We start from the raw sequence: 20,528 nt of genomic DNA, 5'->3' as shown, positions 1-20,528 counted from the left end.
GGGAAGAACCATTGTTTGTTTATAGAAACAAGCTAATATAGGTATTTGTTCAATTACTTCTTATCAGTCTTCTGATCGTCTTTCTTTGTTTCTTTTACAAATTCAGCTTCATAATTGAACTTGTTAAATCCTGCTTGCAAGTTCTTTACATTCGTTTTTTCAGCATCATACGTGATAGTCACCATTTTAGTTTTTACTTCGGTCGCAATATCCTTCAATCCTTTTTCAAAACGCATATTGTCCTTTACTTTCTTTTCGCATTTCTCACAATGCATCTGGGACACTTTGAATACAACTACACGAATATCTTTTGCCAATACAGCTGCTACACTCAAAAGAGCCACCACGCAAGTGGCCATCCATCTTTTTGTTTTCATTTTTCCTATCAGTTTAAAATTAGTATTCTTTATTTTCTATGCGATCGTCCCGCAACTCACTATTCCTAGTTTTTACTCGCTATTCCTAGCTAAATTAAAACGTATTCCGATATATCCTTTTGCCCCGTGTACCGGTCCCCATATCATAGTGGAATCAAAGTTGTTTCCCCAAGGATTTGCCGCATCGATAATCGGATTCTTTTGTTTGAAATTGGTCAGGTTCTCTCCTCCTACATAGATGGACCAGCGGCGGAAGTAACGTGTCACCTGTAAGCTCAACTGCTCAAAACTACCATATCGACGTTCCCAGGACAACTGTCCATCTCCCAATTCATAAGGAGTAGACATCCTACCTCCACCATTCAGTTGCAGTGTTGCATCAAACTGCCAAATCCCCAGCGGAGTCTGGTAAGAAGCAGTGAGCAAGCCTTTGTATTTGCTGGTTAGAGGTTTCTCCATTCGCACCCCCTTGTAAGTCGTTTTTGCATCCGTGAGTCGGTAAGCTCCTGTCAAGGTGAATCCTTTGAAAAAAGGATAACTTGCTTCCACCTGGAATACATGCGAGTAAGAACGTCCATTCAAATTATAGAAAGCCACTTCATGAGGGTTGCTATCCATATCCACTATTACTTGTTTCAAGAAATCTGTGTAATAGTATTCTGCATTTACATTCAGCGTTTTGCCGAATATGGGAATATAAGTAGATACACTGGCACCATAATTCCATGCTTCTTCCATATCCAGATTCTTAGCTATTTCTACCTTACGACTACTGGAAAGCAGATAATTGTTTTCTGCCAGCACATGATTGGTACGATACCCTTTTCCGGCAGAAAGACGGAAGTTCACATAATCATTCGGATTGTATTTAAGATGTGCACGCGGAGTCACAAAGAAACCATGTTCGTTACTGTAGTCTCCACGCAAACCCGCCATCACCATCCATTTATCATTCAGGTTCAACGTATATTGCACGTATGCACCGGGAACAGCTTCCTTTTCAAAGGCTTTGAGAGGATTATCCGTATTATTCTCCAAACGATAATGCTGGTCGTAAGCGTCATAATTGAAGCTTAATCCTGCAGAAAAGCTGTTCTGCGGATTAAATTCCGTTTCAAACATCAGCGAAGCATAAACGTTGGTTTGATCCACATTATACAGTTTGCGTCCATACGTAGCATCCTGATTGTGCAAAGTAGTGGAAAGAATCAAAGCCAGATTCGTATTCTTCTCCTTATTAAATATGTACGCATTCTTGGTGAAGAATTCATAACGTTCTGTATCAATCCCCACTTTATATAAATCACCGGAGTGTATTGCCCCTCCATGATTGGCCTGTCCGCTGGTACGTGTTTCGGAAAGAGCTTTGATACCTGCCTGAAAAACATAATGGTCGCCCATATATGCCCATCGGTTCCACACATTATACTGCTCTACTTGAGGAATATCCACAAATCCGTCATCATTGCCATCATGCGCTTTAGTCTCATTCTCATAATGTGCCAATAAAGAAGTACTCCATCGTTTGGAAATCTTTAATGTAGCATCTGCATTGGCTTCATACCGGTTGGTAGTGCTTGCAAAAAGATTGGCAGATACCCAGTCGGCTTCCGGCAACTGCGGCTTCTTAAATTCCACGTTAATCTGTCCTGTGATGGCTTCATAACCATTCTTTACAGAAGATGTTCCTTTGGAAACTTGTATACTCTGCATCCACGGACCGGGAACATACCCTAATCCATAAGGAGAAGCTGCCCCACGATAATTCGGAATATTTTCCGTCAACATCTGCACATAAGTGCCGGACAGTCCCAACAATTTAATCTGCTTGGCCCCTGTTGCTGCATCAGAATAGCTCACATCTACCGAAGGATTGGTCACAAAACTTTCACCCAGATTACAACAAGCAGCTCTACTCAATTCTGCACTGCTTATCATATCTTCGTTCATCACGCTACTGCGTAATTTCATCGTTCCCAGTTTGCGAGTGACAATATTCACCTCATTCAATTCCACTCCATCACGAAGCACAATATCCAACTGCTGATTTTTACTGCTCACATGAATGGTATCATTCTGGAAACCAATAAAACTGATTATTAACATGTGACTTTTGGAAGGTTTTACAATAGAAAAACTACCATCTTCCTTAGTTGTCACTCCTTGTCCTGTATTCATCCAGAACACATTTGCACCCGGAATAGCCTCCCCAGTACTATCTTTCACTGTTCCCCGTACTTGCGCATATAGATTACCGGCAAATAACAGGAACAGTCCTATTATCATATATTTCATTCTTTCTAAAGTTACTTTCGAGATACAAAATTAATTCATTTCTCATGCAACTTAGTTGCATTCTGTTTCACTTTACTTCCATATTCAATAGAAAGCAAAGGAATAAATAAGAAAGAAATAGTGGCTAAATAATATAAGTGGAATATAGCGCCAGCTTCTGCCTCGAACAGAGAGGTGGCGGAGAGGTCAGACTATCATATTCTACCGGTTTATCCGCATAGGTCGGAGTCAACAGATAGCAAAAATACTCACACAAAAGATCGACTACTAAAGCTGATGTTGTCAGTTCAGTAGTATGTTTCATCAAATCGAGCTTATAAATAGTAGCTGTACAACCTTTATCTTTACAACCTTTTTTTGAATCACAAGTATGAGTCTTTTTACACTTCGGACAACCTGTATCACAACAGCTCTGCACCGCTTCACAACGGGCACAGCAATAACGCACAAGAGAGACTCCACCTCCTGAATAGATAATCAGGAGAGAAAGGATCAGTGCTGTTATGTAGGCTAGTCTTTTCATTTCAGAGGACAAAGATAAGAATAAAAACAGATTTTCCTATAATTTTTCGTAATTAAGATTCAATCAAGCCGTTACAGATACATTCTCTTTCCTTTATTTGGCTATTTTAGAGTCATATCAGCACTATTAACTCTTTTTACTCAACAATAAAACCTATCTTTGCCCCAATAAATTCTCTGATTTTTAAGTAAACACTATGCTTACATATTTACTCATCATTATCACTCTTTATCTGGCAGGTAATGCCTACATATTTAGCAGAGCAAAGCAAGCTCTGAAAGTTAAATCTCTCGGAGTAAAAATATTCCTGACCGTTTTATTCTGGATATGTGCTTTATCCTTTTTCGGCACGATGCTGGCTCGTAACCTTGAGATGCCTGTCTTTATCTCCCATTCGATGTACACCATTGGAACAAGTTGGTTGATATTTACTCTATACATGGCATTATTCCTGCTTTTGTTTGATCTCTTGAAATTATTCAAAGTTGTCTGCAAATATAGGTTCTATCTGTCTTTAGTGTTCACGTTGGGATTGCTGGGATATGGGGTATATAACTATCATCATCCGGAAACCAATGTAGTCAGCATTTTAACCAATAAACAATATGAAGATACTCCCCAAGCAATTAAAATCGTCGCAATCAGCGATGTTCACTTGGGAAACGGTACAGGGAAAGCCGCATTAAAAAAATATGTGGAAATGATAAATGCGCAGCATCCCGACTTGATTTTGATTAGTGGTGACTTAATTGATAATAGCGTTGTACCTCTTTATACAGAGAATATGGCGGAAGAATTGGGCGACTTGAAAGCTCCTATGGGTATCTATATGGTTCTCGGCAATCACGAATACATTAGCGGTATCGATGAAAGTATCCGATATATTAAAAGCACTCAAATACAATTATTGCGCGATTCAGTAGTTACACTTCCCAACGGCATACAACTGATAGGACGTGATGACCGTCATAACCGCATGCGTCATTCCCTGCAAGAGTTAATGGCGAATGTCGATAAAAGCAAACCTATCATTTTATTGGATCATCAACCCTTTGATTTGGAAAAAACGGAAGCTGCCGGCATCGACCTGCAATTCAGCGGGCATACACACCACGGACAAATATGGCCTATTAATTGGGTGACCGACTATATCTTCGAGCAAAGCCACGGTTATCGCCAATGGGGAAACAGTCATGTGTATGTATCTTCCGGATTGTCCCTTTGGGGACCACCCTTCAGAATAGGAACGCATAGTGAAATGGTTATTTTCAATTTTCAATGAATATTATGCAGTTTTGTCACATATGTTACAGTTTCTAAGCAATCTCTGCCCTATCTTTGCAGAAAAAAAAGATTATGGAACAATTACATGCTCATGAAGTCCTCCACATGATGGAAGGAAATAGCTACTCGGAATCATCATTGCGGGAAGCAATCATTAAGAAGTTTGGCTCACAGCAACGTTTTTATGCTTGCTCGGCAGAAAACATGGATGTAGATACCCTTATCGAATTCCTGAAAATGAAAGGGAAATTTATGCCAGCTGAAGATGGATTCACAGTAGATATCACTAAAGTTTGCAAGCATTGATTGGCGGATAATATCCGCCAATCCCATTATAGGGAATAAATAGCTGCATTTTTTTCTGTTTTTATTAGCCCGGTTCACGAATTTCATCTATATTTGTCAATAGTGAATGATAAAACAAATGTTGAATTTACAGAAAAAACGGGTATGAAAAAACAATATGTCAGTCTGCTTGCAATTATACTTTCGGTAAGCGGCTTTTTGTTTTCTTGTCATGACAAGATGAACAAAAACACAGGTGCGTTACAGTTTGATAGCATTCAAGTGAATAAGACAGCTCACCTCTTCAATGATACAGCCAAACCGGCCTGCAATATTATTATTAATTTTGCTTATCCGGTAAAATCATCGGATGATATGCTAAAAGACAGTCTGAATACTTATTTCATTTCGGCTTGTTTCGGAGATAAATATATCGGCGAAAAACCGGAAGAAGTTGTAAAGCAATATACCGAGAATTATATCAGCGAATACCGTCGCGATCTCGAACCTATGTATACCGAGGATGAGAAAGACAAGGAAGACGAATCTTCCATCGGTGCCTGGTATTCTTATTATAAAGGTATAGAAAGCCATGTGCAACTGTATGATAAAGACCTACTTGTATATCGCATCGACTATAACGAATATACCGGAGGTGCACATGGAATTTACATGGCAACTTATTTAAATATGGACCTCACCCTGATGCGTCCGCTCCGTCTCGATGATATTTTTGTCGGAGATTACAAAGACGCATTGACCGACCTGATCTGGAATCAGCTCATGGCAGATAACAAAGTGACTACTCACGAAGCATTGGAAGACATGGGATATGCTTCAACCGGTGACATCACTCCGACAGAGAATTTCTACCTAAGCAAAGAAGGAGTCACCTTCTATTATAATGTATATGATATCACTCCTTATTCTATGGGACCTGTAAAGGTAACAATCCCATTTGCTATGATGGAACATCTATTAGGCAGTAACCCGATTCTGGGAGAACTGAAAAATTAAAAATCATAAAAAGCTAAATACTAATGAATATCCTATTGTTATCACTTTCATGTGACAGAATAGGATATTCATCCACATCTATCATTCAAAACTTATAATTCAAAATTCAAACAGTGGAAATCATACTGAAATATTTTCCTGATCTGACGGAAGAGCAGCGTAAACAATTTGCAGCTCTATACGATCTCTACACTGACTGGAATTCAAAAATCAACGTTATCTCCCGCAAGGACATTGAGAATTTATATGAGCATCACGTGCTCCATTCATTAGGCATTGCCAAAGTCATCCAATTCCGCCCCGGAACCAGCATCATGGACTTGGGTACAGGAGGAGGTTTTCCCGGCATTCCTTTAGCAATCCTGTTTCCCGAGGTAAAATTCCACCTCGTAGACAGTATCGGCAAGAAAGTACGTGTAGCAACCGAAGTAGCAAATGCCATCGGACTGAAAAATGTGACTTTCCGCCATGCCCGTGCAGAAGAGGAGAAACGAACGTTTGACTTTGTTGTCAGCCGTGCCGTAATGCCTTTGGCGGATTTGATTAAGATTATTAAAAAGAATATCTCTTCGAAACAACAGAATGCATTGCCCAACGGACTTATCTGTCTCAAAGGCGGTGAACTGGAGCATGAAACAATGCCGTTCAAACATAAAACGGTCATTCATAGCTTGAGCGACAACTTCGAGGAAGAGTTCTTTAAAACAAAAAAAGTGGTATATGTCCCGATTTAAACAAGACTATATGTTCTGATAGATGATAAATCATAGAGAAACCATGAAAATAAAAAGATTTGAATTTAATATGTTTCCCGTAAATTGCTACGTATTATGGGATGACACTAAAGAAGCAGTCGTAATTGATCCGGGCTGTTTCTATGAAGAAGAAAAGCAGGCACTGAAAAAGTTCATTCTTACCAATGAACTGAATGTAAAGCATCTGCTGAATACTCATTTACACCTGGATCATATCTTCGGAAATCCGTTCATGCTGAAAGAATTCGGATTATCAGCAGAAGCGAACAAAGCAGACGAGTACTGGATTGACGAAGCACCGAAACAAAGCAGAATGTTTGGCTTTCAGTTGCAGGAAGAACCTGTACCACTGGGCAAATACCTGCATGACGGAGATATCATCACTTTCGGACATACCAAACTGGAAGCAATACACGTACCCGGACATTCACCCGGCAGCTTGGTGTACTATTGCAAAGAAGACAACTGCATGTTCTCTGGTGACGTCCTGTTCCAAGGCAGCATCGGCCGTGCTGATCTCACAGGAGGCAACTTCGATGAACTGATAGAACATATTTGCAGCCGTTTATTTGTTCTTCCCAACGAAACAGTCGTTTATCCGGGACACGGCGCTCCCACGACTATCGGAATGGAGAAAGCTGAAAACCCATTTTTTAGATAATAAAAAATAAGTATTAAGTATCAAGTATTAGGTATTAGCAAGGCGAACCGCCCATTAACCGCAATAATACTTAATACTTGATACTTAATACTTAATTTAATACTTGACTATTATGAAAACCGATTTGTTAGCTAGCCGTCACATCGGCATCAATGAACAAGATACAGCCATAATGCTCCGCAAAATTGGCGTGAACTCACTGGACGAATTGATTAATCAGACAATTCCCGCCAATATACGGCTGAAAGAGCCACTAGCATTGACTAGTCCGCTGACGGAATATGAATTTGGAAAACACATCGCTGAACTGGCAGCTAAAAACAAACTATATACCACATATATCGGTTTGGGATGGTACAACACGATCACTCCCGCCGTTATCCAGCGGAATGTATTCGAAAATCCGGTATGGTATACTTCTTACACTCCGTACCAGACAGAGGTATCGCAAGGACGTCTGGAAGCATTGATGAATTTCCAGACAGCCGTATGTGATCTTACTGCCATGCCACTCGCCAACTGCTCACTTCTGGACGAAGCAACTGCCGCCGCCGAAGCCGTAAGCATGATGTATGCCTTACGCTCCCGCGCGCAACAGAAAGCCAATGCGAACGTAGTCTTCGTAGACGAGAATATTTTTCCGCAGACATTAGCTGTCATGACTACACGTGCCGTACCTCAAGGTATCGAACTACGTGTAGGTAAATATAAAGATTTTGAACCTTCACCGGAAGTGTTTGCCTGTATTCTGCAATATCCGAACTCACATGGAAACGTAGAGGACTATTCTGAATTTACCGAAAAAGCACATGCCGCAGACTGCAAAGTAGCTGTTGCCGCTGATATTTTAAGTCTCGCCCTGCTAACTCCTCCGGGAGAATGGGGAGCAGATATTGTATTCGGAACCACACAACGCTTGGGTACTCCAATGTTCTATGGCGGTCCGTCGGCTGCTTTCTTTGCTACCAAAGATGAATACAAGCGGAATATGCCGGGACGAATCATCGGATGGTCTAAAGACAAATATGGCAAACTCTGCTACCGAATGGCTTTACAGACACGTGAACAACATATCAAACGGGAAAAAGCAACTTCAAATATCTGTACCGCACAAGCATTATTAGCTACTATGGCAGGCTTTTACGCCGTTTATCACGGTCAGGAGGGTATCACTACAATTGCATCGCGTATACACAGCATTACTGTATTTCTTGAAAAGCAATTAAAGAAATGCGGATATACACAAGTCAACGCTCAATACTTTGACACCTTACGTTTCGAATTGCCCGAGCACGTTTCGGCACAGCAAATCCGCACGATAGCACTTACCAAAGAAGTTAATCTGCGCTATTATGAAAATGGCAATGTTGGTTTCAGCATTGACGAAACAACAGATGTGGCAGCTGCCAATGTGTTGCTCTCGATTTTTGCCATTGCTGCCGGAAAAGATTACCAGAAAGTAGACGATATTCCGGAAAGAAGCAACATCGCCAAAGAAGTGAAACGTACAACTCCTTTCCTGACACATGAAGTATTCAGCAAGTATCACACGGAAACAGAGATGATGCGTTACATCAAACGTCTGGACCGCAAAGATATTTCTCTTGCACAATCCATGATTTCCCTCGGTTCATGTACAATGAAGCTGAATGCAGCCGCAGAAATGTTGCCTTTAAGCCGTCCCGAGTTTATGGGTATGCACCCGCTGGTTCCGGAAGACCAGGCAGAAGGTTATCGTGAATTAATCAAGAACCTAAGTGAAGATTTGAAAATTATCACCGGATTTGCAGGAGTCAGCCTACAACCCAATTCGGGTGCCGCGGGAGAATATGCAGGCCTTCGTGTGATTCGTGCCTATCTCGAAAGTATCGGTCAGGGACACCGGAACAAAGTCTTGATTCCGGCTTCGGCTCACGGAACAAATCCTGCGTCTGCTATACAGGCAGGTTTCGTAACTGTCACCTGTGCATGCGACGAACAGGGGAATGTAGAAATGGCTGACCTACGTGCAAAAGCTGAAGAGAATAAAGATGAATTAGCTGCACTGATGATTACTTATCCTTCTACACATGGTATCTTCGAGACCGAGATAAAAGAGATTTGCGACATCATTCACGCCTATGGTGCACAAGTATATATGGACGGAGCCAACATGAATGCACAGGTAGGATTAACCAATCCGGGATTCATCGGTGCGGATGTCTGTCACTTGAATCTTCATAAAACATTCGCCTCCCCTCATGGTGGCGGAGGTCCGGGAGTCGGTCCTATCTGCGTAGCCGAACATCTGGTTCCTTTCCTTCCCGGACACGGAATCTTCGGCAATTCACAAAATCAAGTATCGGCAGCTCCATTCGGCAGTGCAGGTATTCTGCCTATCACATACGGATATATCCGCATGATGGGTGCAGAAGGACTGACACAGGCAACTAAAATTGCGATCCTGAACGCTAATTATCTGGCTACTTGTCTGAAAGATACGTATGGAGTTGTTTATCGGGGAGCCAACGGTTTCGTAGGACACGAAATGATTCTGGAATGCCGGAAAGTACATGAAGAAGCAGGCATCTCGGAGAATGATATTGCTAAACGCCTGATGGATTACGGTTATCATGCTCCTACTCTCTCCTTCCCCGTCCACGGTACGTTGATGATTGAACCAACAGAAAGTGAAAGTCTGGCAGAACTAGACAATTTCGTAGATGTCATGCTGAATATCTGGAAAGAAATTCAAGAAGTGAAGAATGGCGAAGCGGATAAAGATGATAATGTATTGATTAATGCTCCTCATCCGGAATATGAAATTGTAAGTGATCGTTGGGAACACTCATATACACGCGAGAAAGCAGCTTATCCTATAGAAAGTGTACGTGACAATAAATTCTGGATAAATGTAGCTCGCGTAGATAACACCTTGGGAGACCGTAAGCTACTACCCACTCGCTATGGTACTTTCGAGTAAAAAGGGGCCTATCCAAAGAGATTTCCAGAGCACTGTCTCTTAAAGAATCACCTCACAAAAATAATTCCGGGACTCACATACGTTAAGTCCCGGAATTATTTTTATCAGAAAAGAAGCTGTACTCTATCTAACGATAGTTATCGTATTAGCCTTCACCTTTTTCTCTTTCATTGGAATCTTCGAATCAGGATAACCCAAAGCTACACAACCGTAGACTTTATGATTGGCAGGAACGCCTAAAGCAGTAATAAATTCACGAACCTCCGGATCGTCACATGTTGTCCCCAACTGATTGATCCAACAAGAGCCGATACCTAAAGACTGGGCAGCCAGGAACATATTTTCTATGGCACAAGCACAATCCATACCAGCCCACCATTGAGTAGGCTCATTAGACACAATCACTAAAGTCGGAGCATGATAATAGCAACAATAAGTCTTACTATGTCCACGTTCCTGCAAACGAGAATCGTCACTTTTTGCAAAAGCCCCTTTAATCCGTTCATTCAGTTCTGTCAACTTATCCATATTCTGAATAGCCGTAAAATGCCATGTTTCCAGATGCATTCCACTCGGTGCATAAGTAGCAGCTTCCAAAATAGCCTGCAAATCCTCTTCTGAAACTTGCTGGTCAGTATAAGCCCGTACGCTACGGCGTGCTTTAATGTTCTCTAAAACTTCATTTGTTTTCATAGATAACAAGTATTTTATATAAGTATGTCATCATTATTAGTTTGACTGCAATCAATACATTGTACTTTTCTACCGTTTGACCAGCCCAATCTTTGCATTCAGTTTGAAATAATAGATTCCATTCTCTCTCTCCAGAAACCCGTATTTATCTTTCTCTAAAGATCCTTTTTCTAAACGGGTATTTAGAAACAAGAAATCCTCCATTATTTGCTTTTCCGATTTATGATAACAAAGCACTTCTCCACTTCCATCCACCAATAGAATACCTTCCACAGCCGAATCCAATCCATTATAAATCTTTGCAGGACGCATTCCCAATGCTAATGCCATCAAGAACTGTTTCATCTTGAATTCATAGAACTTATGCTTATTGATGAGTTCATCTTTAATCTTCAACGGATTCATTTGTTTGATAACTTCCGTCAACTCACTAATACGGGAGATACCATCCAAATGCATGATACGAACCATTTCTGTCAATACACGTGGAAAATGCAGATCAATCATCAAAAGATTACTTCGGAACACACGGTCGGCTACATCAGCGTATTTAAGTACGCCACCCAAACGTTCGATCATCATCATCCGTTCGGCAACTTCATTCGGAGATTCAGGCAAAGCATTGATTTTATTCACTGTTGGAGTGGCAAATTTGACTCCACTCTGTTCCAGTTTAAGATTCGCTGCACGTCCTCCGTCCAACAACGGATTCATTACGCCCAACCGTGAACGGACATTGAAACCTCTTAACGGAGCTTTCGGATGCCAGAACGCAACGGAAAAATCTGTGCGATCTTCTGTTTTTGCTTCCAAATCGAAAATGGCAGCTTCGTCTAAAAACTCTTCTACTCCTTCCGGAGAAGCAACATCATTTTCCGGCGAAGATTTCACAGCCTGCAATATCAGATCAGCTACAATACCAAAATCTTCACGAGGCATGGACTTACTCCCATTCTCTCCTTCTATACGAATCGTATCTTCCTCAATATAATACTGACGTGTTCCATCATGTTCTTCCCGTTGAATCATTGCAACAGGCCAAAATGTATCTCCCACCTTTGCTTCTGTTGTGCCTAACACTACTTTTCCATCTGCTAAGAGACGAAAGAAAGAATAGAGTTCGCACCATTCTTTTTTGGTTGCTTCAAATGCCATATATTTTTGTTCTTCTTTATTTTACTACAAATGTTTTATCTTAATTCTACTACTGATATTACAGACGACACAACCGGAGGAACTATATGAGTCACCTCCTCCAATGGAGGGAGCTTGCCTACTTGTGCAAACAGAGAGTTTCGTATCCATTCTCTGGGAGTGACTATGATAAATCGTCCCGTCCAACAACCATCAAAATAAGAAGGGTTACCCGGCTGTTTCTTAATAGGATAACAGATATTTTCTCCTTTAGTCCGCATCTCCGGCGAACGTCCGGGATCATTCACCCACACATGTTTATCATCAATGCCACGAAGCACCATCCAGTGCCCTCTCGGACCGGGACGCAAACCACGAACTGCACCTGTATATCTCACATTCACAAGCACAGGAATGCCACGATCAATATAATCTTTCAATATCCGGTAATCTTTCTGCTGGAAATGTTCGGCACTTATCATGTTTTCATAATAACGTGTCAACGAATCAATCTCAAAAGAATAATATCCACCCTGCCCTATTGAAGTACGGCGACGGAAAGGAGCACGTTTTTTCAGAAAGTAGTTCCGCTGATATTCAATCAGTTTCTTTTCTGCATCCTGGGCTGTACGTTGTGTATCAGCCGTCATTCCCTTAAAATAATCAAAGACCATTAACGAAGAAGCCAGAGAGCAATGCGAGTAAGGACATCCTGCGATTTTCTGCGAATACCACGGAACAGGAATATTATTAGGAGCCAGTTTTTGAGTTTCCTGTATTTGTGCTTGCGCCTGAACGCTCATCCATACAAAGGAACTTAAAAACAGACTAAAAATTATGTGACATTTATTTATCATGCAATCCACTCTCTATCTCTATTACTACTTCTAATACTTTACCTACAAAATATTCTCATCATCAAGAATCCGCGCTGTCTCCACCTTCTCCAAACGTGCACGCAACTTAGGCATCATCGAACGACGAATCCGCAATGTCATGCTACAATCCATATCATACGACTGATTCAGAATCTCCGGTTCCTCTTCTTTCACAATGCGCATGACATCATTCATAAAAGGATATTCAAACATTACCGTCACATCCTCATCTACCGTCTTTTCTATAATGGTAGCAGCAGCAATAGCTTCGGCAGCAGCGGCCTTGTAAGCAACAATCAATCCACTTGTCCCCAACTTGATTCCTCCAAAATAACGAACTACTATAATCAGTATATCCGTCAGTTCATTCGAGTTTATCTGTCCGAGAATGGGTTTACCCGCTGTTCCGGAAGGTTCTCCGTTGTCATTGGCACGGAAATCCTTTCGTGCAGCTCCCAACATATAAGCATAGCATACATGCCGGGCATCATAATACTTTTTCTGATACGTTTCAAGATGCATCTTTATCTCATCGAGAGTACGCACAGGAAGGGCTATAGCAATGAACTTGCTTCGTTTTTCCGTATAAATACCTTTGGAAGGCTCAATGATGGTTTTATAAGTATCTTCAGCAGTCATGTTGCAAAGATACGTCTTTAATGAGAAAAGTCAATCTATCATTTGGAAATATTAATGTTCCACTTATCGATGATAGGCAGTTGGGGGAATTAAAAATAGTGACGGTATACCACAACGATACCGTCACTATCCCGGGCATATCCCGTCACTATTTTTTCTACATCAATCAAGCGTCACATCTACTGATATAGTCCCTATCAACAATGATTTTCGCATCATCTAACAGATATTTTTTAATCTAACTTATGAATCACCAGTCCCGAACGAAGTTTCGGTTCAAACCAAGTAGTCTTCGGCGGCATAATATTGCCTGTATCTGCAATATCCATCAACTGTTTCATAGACACAGGATAGAGAGCTAAAGCCACTTTCATTTCACCGCTATCCACACGTTTCTTGAGCTCTCCCAATCCACGGATACCACCGACAAAATCAATACGTTTATCAGAACGCAGATCCTTTATACCTAAAACTTCATCCAAAATCAAGTTGGAAGAGATTGTAACATCAAGCACGCCAATAGGGTCGTTATCATTATACGTACCGGCCTTAGCAGTCAAACTATACCATTTACCACCCAAATAGAGTGAAAAATTATGCAAGCCGGACGGTTTATAGATGTCCGCGCCTTTCTCTTCTACTACAAAGTTTTTATCAAGTGCAGCCAAGAATTGTTCGGGAGTCAAACCATTAAGATCTTTCACTACACGGTTGTAGTCAATGATAGTCAACTGATTTGCCGGGAAGCAAACAGCCATAAAGTAATTATATTCTTCATCACCGCGATGATTTGGGTTCAATCTTGCTTTCTCTGCTCCCACCAGTGCAGCAGCGGCAGAACGGTGATGCCCGTCAGCAATATAAAGAGCAGGCATTTTAGCAAATTCGGCAGTAATGGTCGCAATATCTGCCTCCTGGTCGACAATCCAGAAAGTATGTCCAAAGCCATCACCCGGAGCGATAAAGTCATAAACCGGCTTGTTTGCTGTATATTTCTTTATAATAACATCCAGCTTCTCATTATCAGGATAAGCAAAGAAAACAGGCTCAATGTTCGCGTTGTTCACACGTACATGTTTCATACGATCCTCTTCCTTGTCACGACGGGTAAGCTCATGCTTTTTGATAATACCATTCATATAATCGGGAACATAAGCACCGACTACCAATCCGTATTGCGTTTTCCCGTTCATCGTCTGGGCATAGATATAATAGTTTTCCTTCTTATCCTGCACCAACCAGCCTTTGTCCTGAAACAGTTGGAAATTCTCGGCAGCTTTAGCATACACCTGTTCGTCGTGTTCATCCGTACCAACAGGGAAATCTATTTCCGGTTTAATAATATGATAAAGAGACTTTTCGTTACCTTCCGCTTCTGCGCGGGCTTCTTCAGAGTTCAGTACATCATAAGGACGTGAAGCGACCTGTTCTACGAGGTTTTGCGGAGGACGAATGCCCTTGAAAGGTTTGATTATTGCCATGATATTAGTATTTTATATGTAAAAAATTAAAGCCACAGACTTCTTGAAAATCTGTGGCTCAAATATACTACTTATTTCTAAAAAAGACATTCTGCAACGGATTGTTTTTATTCAGATACTACCCTAGTTATCCTGAAAAATCCGGCAGACTTATTCAGAATCTTACTTGTTTACTCTAAATTTCTCGCAACCATCTTTCAGGAAGCCAACAATTTGTTGAGCGGCAGCAATACCGGCATTGATATTTGCTTCAGCAGTTTGAGCACCCATCTTCTTAGGAGTTGAGAAATAACGTCCGGCAAACTTTTCTGCAAACTCTGCGTTAGCAGCAGGCATAATATCTGTGATATATTTGAAGTCTGCACGCTCTTCCATCAGTTTGATTAGTTCTGCTTCGTTAATCACTTCCTTACGGGCAGTGTTTACCAACATAGCACCTTTCGGCATATCTTTCAACAGCGCATAATTGATAGAGTTCTTTGTTTCGGCAGTTGCCGGAATATGAAGAGATACCACCTGGCAAGTCTTATACAATTCTTCTGCAGAATCAAGTGCTTTCACACCATCTTTTTCGATTACTTCTTTCGGGCAGAATGCATCATAAGCATACACTTCCATTCCGAAACCTTTGGCAACACGAGCTACATTGCGGCCTACGTTTCCATAAGCATGAATACCCAGTTTCTTGCCCATCAATTCCGTACCGGAAGTTCCGTTATAGAAGTTACGGACAGCATATACCATCATACCCAAAGCAAGTTCGGCAACAGCATTAGAATTCTGTCCCGGAGTGTTCATCACACATACATTGTGAGCAGTGGCAGCAGCCAGGTCCACATTGTCATATCCTGCACCGGCACGAACTACGATTTTCAATTCTTTAGCAGCATCAAGCACCTCTGCATCAACAATATCACTACGGATAATGATGGCATTAGCATCTTTCACCGCATCCAGCAACTGGGCTTTATCTGTATATTTCTCAAGTAAAGCAAGCTCAAATCCGGCTGCTTCTATTTCTTTACGGATACCGTCTACTGCAACTTTAGCAAACGGTTTTTCAGTAGCTACAAGTACTTTCATAATCTAATTCTGTTTATAAAGACTCACCACAGATTACCCAGATTCTCACAGAATTAAAAAATCTGCGTCCGTCTGTGTAATCTGTGGTGAAAATATTATTAATGAAGTTTTTCAAATTCCTGCATGCAGTCGATCAAAGCTTGTACGCTTTCTTTCGGCAGAGCATTGTAGCAAGATGCACGGAAACCACCTACAGAACGGTGTCCCTTGATGCCTACCATGCCTCTTTCAGTAGCAAACTTCAAGAAGTCAGCTTCAAAGTCTTTGTATTCAGGAGCCATCACGAAACAGATATTCATGCGTGAACGGTCTTCTTTGGCAGCAGTACCAACAAACATTTTGTTACGGTCGATTTCAGCATACAACATATCAGCCTTTTCGATGGCACGACGTTCCATTTCTTTCACCCCACCCTGTGCTTTGATCCAGCGCAGGTTCAGCAATGCAGCATAAATAGGCACTACCGGAGGAGTATTGAACATAGAACCGTTATCAATGTGTGTCTGATAGTTCAGCATTGACGGGATGTAGCGAGAAACCTTACCTACAGCGTCATTCTTAACGATAACGAATGTAACACCAGCAGGAGCCAGATTCTTTTGTGCACCACCATAAATACAGATATATTTAGAAACGTCGATCGGACGTGAGAAAATATCAGAAGACATATCGGCAACCATCGGAACCGGAGAATCGAGGTCTTTCTTCAATTCTGTACCGTAAATTGTGTTGTTAGTCGTAATGTGGAAATAATCTGCGTCTGTCGGGATTGTATAATCTTTTGGGATATAAGTATATGTAGCTTCAGCAGAGGAAGCAACTTCTACAACTTCGCCAAACCCTTTAGCTTCTTTCATTGCTTTCTTAGCCCATACACCAGTGTTCAGGTATGCAGCCTTTTTTTCAAGGAAGTTAAAAGGAACCATGCAGAACTCCATACTAGCACCTCCACCCAGGAACAGTACCGAATAGCCTTCGGGGATATTGAGTAATTCCTTGAATAATGCCTCTGCTTCGTCAACCACAGGTTGGAAGTCTTTGGCGCGGTGGCTGATTTCCATCAAAGAGAGACCAGAGCCGTTGAAATCTAAAATAGCCTTCGCTGTATCCTCTATCACCTCACGCGGAAGAATGGAAGGTCCTGCATTGAAATTATGCTTTTTCATTTGAAGTTTGTTTTTGGTTTAACAATTTCGTTACTTTTGTCTTTTGACCTTGCGAATTTACGAATTTATTTCCGCCGCACAAATCTTTCCTTATAAAAATACTGTTTTAAAGCAGATTTTCCTTTCTTTTTATTGGTTTATACAGGATATATACACCATTTTGTTATCCATAGATGTCAAGTAAGGTATCTTACAGAAAAGATCTTTACTTCGCTTCTTCTATAATAGTCTTCATTCCTTTGATTTTCTCGCCTTGAATCAGATTCAAGAGTTGCTTCACCTTAGCCCGGCGAACAGCGACAAAAGCATAATGTTCTTTGACGTCAATCGCTCCGACATCTTCGCGGATCAGATTTCCTTTTTTATATAAGAATCCGGCAATATCTATCCGGCTAAGTTTCTCCTTTTTTCCTTTACCTATATAAATGGTAGCCCAAACCGATTTCGGAGGACGGGGAGGATTTTCAGGTAACACAACTGTTTCCATATCTTCCGGGATATACGGAGGAAGTTTCTCTTCGGCATGCAAAATCAGATAGGACGTTCCGGTAGCATCCCAACGTGCTGTTCGTCCATTGCGGTGCATAAAAGCTTCTTCATTCACCGGCAAATGATAATGAACAATATGTCCCACCTCCGGAATATCCAGTCCACGGGCAGCCAAATCGGTAGAAATCAACACATGACAACTGCCGTTACGGAATTTGTAGAGCGCACGTTCGCGGTCCGGCTGTTCCATACCACCATGAAAACGTTCCGCAGACAGTTTTTTATCCGCCAATAACTGATGTACACGATCCACTGCATCCCGATGATTACAGAATACAATGCTCGAACTGCTTCCCAATGTACAAAGCAGATTATATAAAGTATCAATCTTATCTTTGGAAGGAGAAAGCACCTTCATCAGTTTCAAACGGGACTCCTGTTCTTCAGAAGCGTCCGAAAGGAAGTCCAACTTCACCGTGCGGTTCAATCCTGTAAATTCAGGAATCTCTTCAGCATCGGTAGCCGAAAGTAATATACGTTTTTTTAATCCCGGAAGCTGCGTGATAATCTCTGCCATTTCATCATGGAAACCAAACTCCAAAGATTTGTCAAACTCATCGATAATTAAAGTCTCGATGGTTTCGGGATCGAAATTTCCTTTCGACAAATGGTCGGTGATACGTCCCGGAGTACCGATGATGATAGCAGGGTGATTACCCACTATACTCTTCTTTTCTTCAGCGATAGGATGTCCACCATAACAACAACAGGTTTTCCAGGAAGTCCCCATTGCTTTGAACACAGAGTCTATTTGCAATGCCAACTCACGTGAAGGAACCAGAATCAGTACCTGCACGCTGTCATCATTCAGTTTTAGGGTAAGGAGCAAAGGTAACAGATAAGCCAATGTCTTGCCCGATCCTGTCGGTGACAACAGTATAACGTCTTTTCTTCCGGTAGCTTGTTCAAGTGATGCTTCCTGCATCGGATTCAGCTCTTCAATCTTCAAATTGCGGAGAGCCGCTTGTATAATTTCATTTTTCTCTAACATGGAGGCAAAGATACAAAAAGGAAAGGGTACGGAGACAAAAATACAATCAAACTTTAGCCATACCGGTCAATATATAATAACCTTTCAGGTTGTTCTCTTTCATATAAATGGTTACTTCTGCCCTACAAGCCGTTACTAATGCATATCCCGTTAAGTTCGAACTCATTGCTTTAACAAATGAATACTCTGTATCATTGTGAATGAAAGATATACGATGATATTCCATAACCTATTGTATTTTAATAATTTTATTGTGTAGTCAAATATACGAATATAATAGATAAGTACAGATAAAAAAGGAGAACTATCTTTTAAACAGACATAAAATAGATAGAAAACATAGCGTAAAGACATCATGGAATACCCTAAAAAAAGAAGCGGGAAATCCAAGAAGCACTACTGCTTTTCAGATTTCCCGCTCTGTTTGATATATTCTTTCCGGTCATTTTACCGACCGGTTGTTCTCTTCCGCGAATTATCCTCCGAAGTTATCGAACATCAGGTTCTGTGCCGGAACGCCAAGATCGTCGAGCATCTTCTCAACAGCTTTCGACATCGGGCCAGGACCACACATATAGTATTCAATATCTTCAGGAGCTTCGTGATTCTTCAGGTAAGTTTCGTAGATTACGTTGTGAACGAATCCCGGAGTATACTTCACGCCTGCAGCATCAGCAGCAGGATCCGGACGGTCGAGTGCCAGATGGAAAGTAAAGTTCGGGAAATCCTTTTCGATTTGCAGGAAGTCTTCCAAGTAGAACACTTCGTTCAAGGCACGGGCACCATAGAAGTAAGACATCTTGCGGTCGGTAGTATGTAACGTCTTCGTCAAGTGCATGATTTGCGCACGCAACGGAGCCATACCGGCACCACCACCGATCCACATCATTTCCTTGTCGGAATTGAAGATCGGGTGAAAGTCTCCGTAAGGACCACTCATGACAACCTTGTCACCCGGTTTCAGGGTAAAGATATAAGAAGAAGCGATACCCGGCATTACATCCATAAATCCAGGTCCCTGATCTTTCGGTTTGAACGGAGGAGTAGCGATACGTACTGTCAACATGATACGGTCACCTTCGGCAGGATAGTTCGCCATAGAATAGGCACGAATCGTCTCTTCGTCATTTCTACATTTCAATCCCATCAGACCGAATTTCTCCCATGCAGGCAAGTATTCGTCACCGATCAGACTCTTATCAATATCCTTGTCATAGTCCATTGAGAATTTAGGAATCTTGATCTGCGCATAAGAACCCGGAATAAAGTCCATGTGTTCGCCCTTAGGCAAAGCAACAATAAACTCTTTGATAAATGTAGCCACGTTCTTGTTGGAGATAACCTCGCACTCCCACTCTTTTACGCCAAGTATAGACTCATCAATCTTGATAGACATATCCCCTTTCACTTTCACCTGGCAGCCCAGACGCCAATGATCTTGTTGCTGTTTACGGCTGAAGTGAGGAACTTCAGAAGGCAGGATTTCTCCACCACCTTCAAGCACCTGGCATTTGCACTGTCCGCAAGAGCCCTTACCACCACAAGCGGATGACAGGAATATACCATTCACAGACAGCGTATTCAGCAAAGTAGAACCGGAAGCCACTTCCAATTCTTTTTCGCCGTTGATGGTCAGTTTCACGTCTCCTGATGGTACCAGGAAATTCTTGGCAACCAACAAGATTACAACAAGCAACAGAATAACCACAAGGAATACCCCAATGCTCGCTAATATTAAATTCATATCCATTGTCT

Annotated in this window: 20 protein-coding genes; 6 read left to right on the top strand and 14 right to left on the bottom strand. The window is 41.5% G+C overall.

Annotated elements, in window-relative coordinates:
* Positions 1 to 53 precede the first annotated feature (53 nt).
* From H8796_RS17150 to H8796_RS25670, 4 genes are all read right to left on the bottom strand, one after another.
* The gene (locus tag H8796_RS17150; protein WP_117933150.1) at positions 54 to 377 is read right to left on the bottom strand and encodes a heavy-metal-associated domain-containing protein; all 324 of its coding nucleotides are present in this window, start codon (positions 375 to 377) and stop codon (positions 54 to 56) included.
* 72 nt (positions 378 to 449) lie between these two features.
* Entirely contained in the window at positions 450 to 2,672 is a 2,223-nt protein-coding gene (locus tag H8796_RS17145) for a TonB-dependent receptor (RefSeq protein ID WP_117933148.1), read from the bottom strand.
* Positions 2,673 to 2,796: 124 nt separating this feature from the next.
* On the bottom strand, positions 2,797 to 3,195 hold the full coding sequence (locus H8796_RS17140) for a hypothetical protein (RefSeq protein ID WP_117933231.1): 399 nt from the start codon (positions 3,193 to 3,195) through the stop codon (positions 2,797 to 2,799).
* A 208-nt stretch (positions 3,196 to 3,403) separates the two neighbouring features.
* Positions 3,404 to 3,466 carry a hypothetical protein gene (locus tag H8796_RS25670; protein WP_366512986.1) on the bottom strand — a complete coding sequence of 21 codons (63 nt, stop codon included), beginning with the start codon at positions 3,464 to 3,466 and terminating at the stop codon, positions 3,404 to 3,406.
* On the opposite strand from H8796_RS25670, the gene H8796_RS17135 reads away from it, so the two are divergent.
* The 6 genes from H8796_RS17135 (at position 3,446) to gcvP (ending at position 10,159) form a co-directional block, all read left to right on the top strand.
* Positions 3,446 to 4,477 (top strand): metallophosphoesterase, encoded by a 1,032-nt coding sequence (locus H8796_RS17135; protein WP_366512985.1) that lies wholly within the window; start codon positions 3,446 to 3,448, stop codon positions 4,475 to 4,477. The genes H8796_RS25670 and H8796_RS17135 overlap by 21 nt on opposite strands.
* Positions 4,478 to 4,551: 74 nt before the next feature.
* Positions 4,552 to 4,785, top strand: coding sequence for a YecH family metal-binding protein (locus tag H8796_RS17130; protein ID WP_004306297.1), 234 nt, complete (start codon positions 4,552 to 4,554; stop codon positions 4,783 to 4,785).
* A gap of 144 nt (positions 4,786 to 4,929) precedes the next feature.
* Entirely contained in the window at positions 4,930 to 5,781 is an 852-nt protein-coding gene (locus tag H8796_RS17125) for a DUF3298 and DUF4163 domain-containing protein (protein ID WP_074557205.1), read from the top strand.
* A 113-nt stretch (positions 5,782 to 5,894) separates the two neighbouring features.
* Positions 5,895 to 6,515 carry a 16S rRNA (guanine(527)-N(7))-methyltransferase RsmG gene (gene rsmG / locus H8796_RS17120; RefSeq protein ID WP_004300406.1) on the top strand — a complete coding sequence of 207 codons (621 nt, stop codon included), beginning with the start codon at positions 5,895 to 5,897 and terminating at the stop codon, positions 6,513 to 6,515.
* Between the two features lie 43 nt (positions 6,516 to 6,558).
* A complete protein-coding gene (locus H8796_RS17115) occupies positions 6,559 to 7,197 on the top strand; it encodes an MBL fold metallo-hydrolase (RefSeq protein WP_004311627.1) in 639 nt (212 codons plus the stop codon).
* Between the two features lie 112 nt (positions 7,198 to 7,309).
* On the top strand, positions 7,310 to 10,159 hold the full coding sequence (gcvP, locus tag H8796_RS17110; RefSeq protein ID WP_117933144.1) for an aminomethyl-transferring glycine dehydrogenase: 2,850 nt from the start codon (positions 7,310 to 7,312) through the stop codon (positions 10,157 to 10,159).
* 123 nt (positions 10,160 to 10,282) lie between these two features.
* Here gcvP and H8796_RS17105 read toward each other — a convergent pair whose 3' ends face one another.
* The 10 genes from H8796_RS17105 to nqrF form a co-directional block, all read right to left on the bottom strand.
* A complete protein-coding gene (locus H8796_RS17105; protein ID WP_117933142.1) occupies positions 10,283 to 10,852 on the bottom strand; it encodes a nitroreductase in 570 nt (189 codons plus the stop codon).
* Between the two features lie 69 nt (positions 10,853 to 10,921).
* Positions 10,922 to 12,007 carry an HpaII family restriction endonuclease gene (locus H8796_RS17100; protein WP_117933140.1) on the bottom strand — a complete coding sequence of 362 codons (1,086 nt, stop codon included), beginning with the start codon at positions 12,005 to 12,007 and terminating at the stop codon, positions 10,922 to 10,924.
* Positions 12,008 to 12,042: 35 nt separating this feature from the next.
* The gene (locus H8796_RS17095; protein WP_117933139.1) at positions 12,043 to 12,789 is read right to left on the bottom strand and encodes a C39 family peptidase; all 747 of its coding nucleotides are present in this window, start codon (positions 12,787 to 12,789) and stop codon (positions 12,043 to 12,045) included.
* Positions 12,790 to 12,885: 96 nt separating this feature from the next.
* Positions 12,886 to 13,503 carry a YigZ family protein gene (locus H8796_RS17090; protein ID WP_117933137.1) on the bottom strand — a complete coding sequence of 206 codons (618 nt, stop codon included), beginning with the start codon at positions 13,501 to 13,503 and terminating at the stop codon, positions 12,886 to 12,888.
* Between the two features lie 233 nt (positions 13,504 to 13,736).
* Entirely contained in the window at positions 13,737 to 14,984 is a 1,248-nt protein-coding gene (locus H8796_RS17085) for a DUF1015 domain-containing protein (protein ID WP_117933135.1), read from the bottom strand.
* A 162-nt stretch (positions 14,985 to 15,146) separates the two neighbouring features.
* Positions 15,147 to 16,067 carry an NAD(P)-dependent oxidoreductase gene (locus H8796_RS17080; RefSeq protein ID WP_008999406.1) on the bottom strand — a complete coding sequence of 307 codons (921 nt, stop codon included), beginning with the start codon at positions 16,065 to 16,067 and terminating at the stop codon, positions 15,147 to 15,149.
* Positions 16,068 to 16,165: 98 nt separating this feature from the next.
* Positions 16,166 to 17,233, bottom strand: coding sequence for a 3-phosphoserine/phosphohydroxythreonine transaminase (gene serC, locus H8796_RS17075; protein ID WP_117933133.1), 1,068 nt, complete (start codon positions 17,231 to 17,233; stop codon positions 16,166 to 16,168).
* Positions 17,234 to 17,438: 205 nt separating this feature from the next.
* Positions 17,439 to 18,773, bottom strand: a complete 1,335-nt coding sequence (locus tag H8796_RS17070) for a DEAD/DEAH box helicase (RefSeq protein ID WP_117933131.1) — start codon at positions 18,771 to 18,773, stop codon at positions 17,439 to 17,441.
* A gap of 46 nt (positions 18,774 to 18,819) precedes the next feature.
* Positions 18,820 to 18,999: a hypothetical protein gene (locus H8796_RS17065; protein ID WP_074557187.1), complete on the bottom strand. Its 180-nt coding sequence runs from the start codon at positions 18,997 to 18,999 to the stop codon at positions 18,820 to 18,822.
* A gap of 249 nt (positions 19,000 to 19,248) precedes the next feature.
* The gene (nqrF, locus tag H8796_RS17060; protein ID WP_117933129.1) at positions 19,249 to 20,523 is read right to left on the bottom strand and encodes an NADH:ubiquinone reductase (Na(+)-transporting) subunit F; all 1,275 of its coding nucleotides are present in this window, start codon (positions 20,521 to 20,523) and stop codon (positions 19,249 to 19,251) included.
* Positions 20,524 to 20,528: the final 5 nt, after the last annotated feature.

This window comes from Bacteroides sp. M10 (assembly GCF_014334015.1).
Classification (GTDB): Bacteria; Bacteroidota; Bacteroidia; order Bacteroidales; family Bacteroidaceae; genus Bacteroides; species Bacteroides intestinigallinarum.
This window is presented reverse-complemented; position numbering and strand designations above follow the sequence as displayed.